Below are 232 nucleotides of genomic sequence, written 5' to 3' on the forward strand. Positions count from 1 at the left end.
CTGACGATCGCGGCGGCAGCCCTGACCACGGTCCTCCTCCTGGCGGCCCTGGCCGCGGTCATCCCCCGGGGCCGCACCCGTAACTGGCGCCCACCGACCGGCCCCTAGCGCCGTACCCACCGTTCCCGCGGGCACTCGTGCCTCCCCCAGAGGGGGTGCCCCCAGGGCGGCACGGGTGGGCCATGGGGGTCCCCCCGCTCGAGCGAAGCCGAGAGTGGGGGAGGCACCCCGC

The sequence above is a fragment of the Streptomyces sp. SM1 genome (assembly GCF_002910825.1).
Classification (GTDB): Bacteria; Actinomycetota; Actinomycetes; order Streptomycetales; family Streptomycetaceae; genus Streptomyces; species Streptomyces okerensis.